Annotated in this window: 6 protein-coding genes and 1 pseudogene; 6 read left to right on the forward strand and 1 reads right to left on the reverse strand. The window is 63.1% G+C overall.

Features of this window, described 5'->3' with window-relative positions; all coding sequences use genetic code 11:
* Positions 1-165 (reverse strand): annotated as a pseudogene (locus MOV75_RS28625) (flagellar biosynthesis protein FliO); the annotation flags it as partial.
* A 352-nt stretch (positions 166-517) separates the two neighbouring features.
* On the opposite strand from MOV75_RS28625, the gene flgB reads away from it, so the two are divergent.
* The 6 genes from flgB to flhB all read left to right on the forward strand — a co-directional run bounded on the left by flgB (position 518) and on the right by flhB (position 4,135).
* Entirely contained in the window at positions 518-922 is a 405-nt protein-coding gene (flgB, locus tag MOV75_RS28630) for a flagellar basal body rod protein FlgB (protein WP_246931034.1), read from the forward strand.
* A 41-nt stretch (positions 923-963) separates the two neighbouring features.
* Positions 964-1,389, forward strand: coding sequence for a flagellar basal body rod protein FlgC (flgC, locus tag MOV75_RS28635; RefSeq protein WP_246931033.1), 426 nt, complete (start codon positions 964-966; stop codon positions 1,387-1,389).
* Between the two features lie 16 nt (positions 1,390-1,405).
* Entirely contained in the window at positions 1,406-1,720 is a 315-nt protein-coding gene (fliE, locus tag MOV75_RS28640) for a flagellar hook-basal body complex protein FliE (RefSeq protein ID WP_246931032.1), read from the forward strand.
* 107 nt (positions 1,721-1,827) lie between these two features.
* Complete coding sequence (gene fliQ / locus MOV75_RS28645; RefSeq protein ID WP_018321865.1) at positions 1,828-2,091, forward strand: flagellar biosynthesis protein FliQ; 264 nt, start codon at positions 1,828-1,830, stop codon at positions 2,089-2,091.
* A 17-nt stretch (positions 2,092-2,108) separates the two neighbouring features.
* Positions 2,109-2,879, forward strand: a complete 771-nt coding sequence (fliR, locus tag MOV75_RS28650; RefSeq protein ID WP_246931031.1) for a flagellar biosynthetic protein FliR — start codon at positions 2,109-2,111, stop codon at positions 2,877-2,879.
* 176 nt (positions 2,880-3,055) lie between these two features.
* On the forward strand, positions 3,056-4,135 hold the full coding sequence (gene flhB / locus MOV75_RS28655; RefSeq protein ID WP_246931030.1) for a flagellar biosynthesis protein FlhB: 1,080 nt from the start codon (positions 3,056-3,058) through the stop codon (positions 4,133-4,135).
* Positions 4,136-4,385: the final 250 nt, after the last annotated feature.

Below are 4,385 nucleotides of genomic sequence, written 5' to 3' on the forward strand. Positions count from 1 at the left end.
GTCGACCGCGGCGGCATCGATCACGGCGAGCCGGGGCATCCTGCCACGCTGGGTGTTGGCGCCGAGCCGGCTGCTGGCGAATCGGCGAACCAGCCAAGCAGCGACACCGATCAACGCCAGAACGACGATGAACGCGACGATGAAGGTGATAGGGCTGCCTTGCATACTTGTCCCCGACAAATGGCGCTGTTCTCGTGCCCATGGTCGGATGTGCCAACCACCGGCCTACGATGCCCCAAACTGCGATTTCTTAACGTCCCACGGCAAGTTTTGCCGTCCCCAACTCTTAATAACCCATGAATCGCTCGATCCAAAACGACTTCTTGGGCTGTGCACGCGCCGCCAAATGGTTGGGTTAACGCCACTTTTGGAGGCGTAGAATCACGGGGCGCAAAATCGTGTCCCACGCGGGGACAGGCGTCGGGAACGTCCTTAACCAGCTGTTAACCATACACGCGGCAAATTCTGCCTAGCTTCGGACCTTGGAGGTCCGCAGGAGGCGGAAGGAGCCGCGACGATGTCCATCAACGACCTCCCGGTGCTGTCGGCGCTTCGCACCAAGATGCAGTGGCACCAGGAACGCCAGCGCGTCCTGTCCGAGAACGTCTCCAATTCCGACACGCCCAAGTTCCGGCCGCGCGACCTGGTCGAGCCGAAACTCGACAAGGCCGGGGCCGTCACGGGCTCGATGGGGCCCCTGGCGCTCGCCCGCACCAGCGGTTCTCACATGACGCCATCGGGCGCGGCATCCGGATTCGACCAGAACAAGAATGCGGGCTTCGAGACCCGCCCCGCGGGCAATGCCGTCAATCTCGAAGAGGAGATGATGAAGGCCGCCAGCAACCAGATGGACTACGCGGCGGCGACCTCGCTCTATTCGAAGAGCCTGCATCTGCTCAAGACCGCGATCGGCAAGGGCTAGCCGCATGATCTTCGGAACAGAACAGCTAGAGGAGGCGCATCATGGCCAATGACAGCAGCGACTTCGCCCGCTCGATGGCGATCGCGACCTCCGGTCTGCGGGCGCAAGCCGGCCGCATGCGGGTGATCTCGGAAAACATCGCGAACGCGGATTCGACCGCGCAGACATCGGGCGGCGATCCCTACCGCCGCAAGGTTCCGACCTTCTCCTCCGCGCTCGACCGCACGCTCGACGCGCAGGTCGTCACCCTCGGCAAGATCAAGCCCGACCAGTCCAACTTCCGCGTCAAATACGAGCCGAGCAATCCGGTCGCGGATGCCAGCGGCAACGTCAAATATCCCAACGTGAACTCGGTGGTCGAGATGACCGACATGCGCGACGCGCAGCGGTCCTACGAGGCCAATCTCAACATCATCAGTGCGACGCGCCGGATGATCCAGCGCACGCTCGACATTCTCAAGAGCTGAATAGGACAATTGAGCCATGGCATCACCGACAATCGCCGCCAATGCTTATGCCAACCTCGCCCGGGTGCTGGAGAACAGCGGTGCCGGTGCCGGCAAAGGCACCGAAGCCAGCGGGCAATCCTTTGCCTCGCTGCTGAAGGACGCCGTCGGCAGCGTCATGGAGTCCGGCCGCAAGTCGGATGCGCAGACGGTGGCGATGGCCGCCGGCAAGGCCAACGTGATGGACGTGGTCACGGCGGTCGCCGACACCGACGTCGCGGTGTCCACGCTGGTGTCGGTCCGCGACCGCGTGATCGCGGCGTATGAGGACATCATGAAGATGCCGATCTGAATTTGGGGAGTGGCGAATGGCGAGTAGCGAGTGGGGGCATTTTCCATTCGCTACTCGCCACTCGCGTCTCGACGCCCTTTAAGACAACGAACAGTGGAATTCTGCAAATGACCGGCCCCGAAACCCTCGACGTTGCGCGCGATGCGATCTGGACCATCGTGATCGTGTCCTCACCCCTGATGGTGGTCGGTCTGGTGGTCGGCGTCATCGTGTCGCTGTTCCAGGCGCTGACGCAGATCCAGGAACAGACGCTGATCTACGTGCCGAAGATCCTGGCCATCTTTGCCACGATGCTGCTGGCGCTGCCGTTCATGGCCGACGCCCTCCACGCCCACATGCTGCGGATCTCGTCGCGAATCATCGGCGGCTGAGGCAAGATGCGTCAATCATGCGCATCGACGTCTCGCTGCTGCCGGCGCTCGCCGCTTCCTTCATGCTCGCCTTCGCCCGGGTCGGCGCAATGGTGATGCTGCTGCCCGGCCTCGGCGAGACCAATATCCCGACGCGAATCAAGCTGTCGATCGCGCTGCTGCTCACCCTGATCATCCTGCCGCTGCACCGCAACGCCTACCAGGTCGACATGGGCTCGCTCGCGCCGCTCCTGGTACTCATGCTGCATGAGATCGCGATCGGCATCGTGCTGGGCGCGACCGCGCGCGTGACGCTGTCGGCGCTGCAGGTCGCGGGCTCGGTGATCGCGCAGCAGATGGGACTCGGTTTCGTCACCTCGGTCGATCCGACGCAGGGGCAGCAGGGCGTGCTGGTCGGCAACTTCCTGACCATGCTGGGGGTGACGCTGCTGTTCGCCACCGACAGCCATCACCTGGTGATCGCGGCGCTCAACGACAGCTATACGATCTTCTCGCCGGGCGAGACCGTGTCGAGCGGCGATGTCGCCTCGCTCGCGACGCGCGCCTTTGCCGCCGCGTTCCGCCTGGGCCTGCAGCTCTCGGGGCCGTTCCTGGTGTTCGGCCTGGTCTTCAACATCGGGCTCGGGGTGCTGGCGCGGCTGATGCCGCAGATGCAGGTCTATTTCGTCGGTGTGCCGCTCTCGATCTTCGCGGGCTTCCTGGTGCTCGCCGTGGTGCTCACGGCGATGATGGGCACGTATCTGGATTACTTCATCGGTGTCATGCACCAATTGATGCCGCTCAGGTAACGAGGGAGGCTAATGCCGCCGATCTGAAGTTCCTGCAGTGCGAGCCGCGAGTCCGACCAGGAACTTCAAATCGATCCGCGGCACTAGCAAAACTAAGTGTCTTGTAGCGCCCTTGTGCTTTCCGAAGTTCGTGCACAGGGCCGCGAAAGTGACGAACTTCGGAAAGCGGGCGCTACGTGGCGGAAGACAACGATCCAGAGAGCCAAACAGAAGACCCGACGCAAAAGCGCCTGGACGATGCGCTCGAACGCGGCGACGTTGCCAAGAGCCAGGAGATCAACACCTGGTTCATGATGGCGGGCGGCACGCTCGTGGTCTCGACCTTCTCGGGCTCGGTGGGCAGCGGGCTGCTGATGCCGATGCGCAATTTGCTCGCCAATTCCTGGATGATCAAGACCGACGGCAAGGCTCTGCTCGCGCTGATGCAGCAGATCGAATTCGCCTTGCTTGCGGCGATCGGCGTGCCGTTGTTGATGCTGGTGCTGGCGGCGATTGCCGGCAATATGCTGCAGCACCGCCTGGTCTGGTCGACCGAATCCCTGACGCCGAAGTTCAGCAAGATCTCGCCCGGCGCCGGCTTCAAGCGCATCTTCGGCAAGCAGGCGGCGGCCAATTTTCTCAAAGGCATCGGCAAGCTGGTGCTGCTCGGCGTGGTCATGACCATGATCCTGTGGCCGGAGCGGCATCGCATGGAGGCGATGGTCAGGCTCGATCCGGCCGCCATGCTCGGCGCCAGCACCAGCATGACCATTCATCTGCTCGGCGCGGTGGTCGCGGCGCTCGCGGTCATCGCCATTGCCGATTATTTCTTCCAGTACCGCAGCTGGTTCCAGCGGCAGAAGATGTCGCTGCAGGAGATCAAGGAAGAGTTCAAGCAGTCCGAAGGCGATCCGCACATCAAGGGCAAGCTCAGGCAGTTGCGCCAGCAGCGCTCCAAGAAGCGCATGATGGCAGCGGTTCCCAAGGCCTCGGTGATCATCACCAACCCGACCCACTATTCGGTGGCGTTGTCCTACGAGCGCGGCATGTCGGCTCCGATCTGCGTCGCCAAGGGCGTCGACAACCTCGCCTTCAAGATCCGGGAGATCGCGCGCGAGCACGACATCCCGATCGTGGAGAACGTGCCGCTCGCCCGGGCGCTCTATGCCACCGTCGAGATCGACCAGGAAATCCCGACCGAGCACTATCATGCGGTCGCCGAAGTGATCGGCTACGTCATGCGGCTGAAGCAGGGATTCGGCGCGGGGCGGGGATAAAACACCTGAAAAGTACCGGAAATGGCCGTAATCTGGGAATCAGCGTACCTTTCACCTCTGCTGCCCTTGCACCTCAGGGTCCGATTCAGGCAGGGAGGACCCCACGCGCCCTGTGGCGCGTTGATTCTCTGCCGACAGGCCGCGCCAGCTTGAGATGACAGCCGAGACCGACCACGACCTCCCACGCGAGCCCGTTGCGGCGCACGAGCCGTCGCCGCGCTCGGGCAGCATTGCGCTGGTGTTGCTGGTG

Source organism: Bradyrhizobium sp. PRIMUS42, assembly GCF_023006515.1.
In the GTDB taxonomy this organism is placed as follows: Bacteria; Pseudomonadota; Alphaproteobacteria; order Rhizobiales; family Xanthobacteraceae; genus Bradyrhizobium.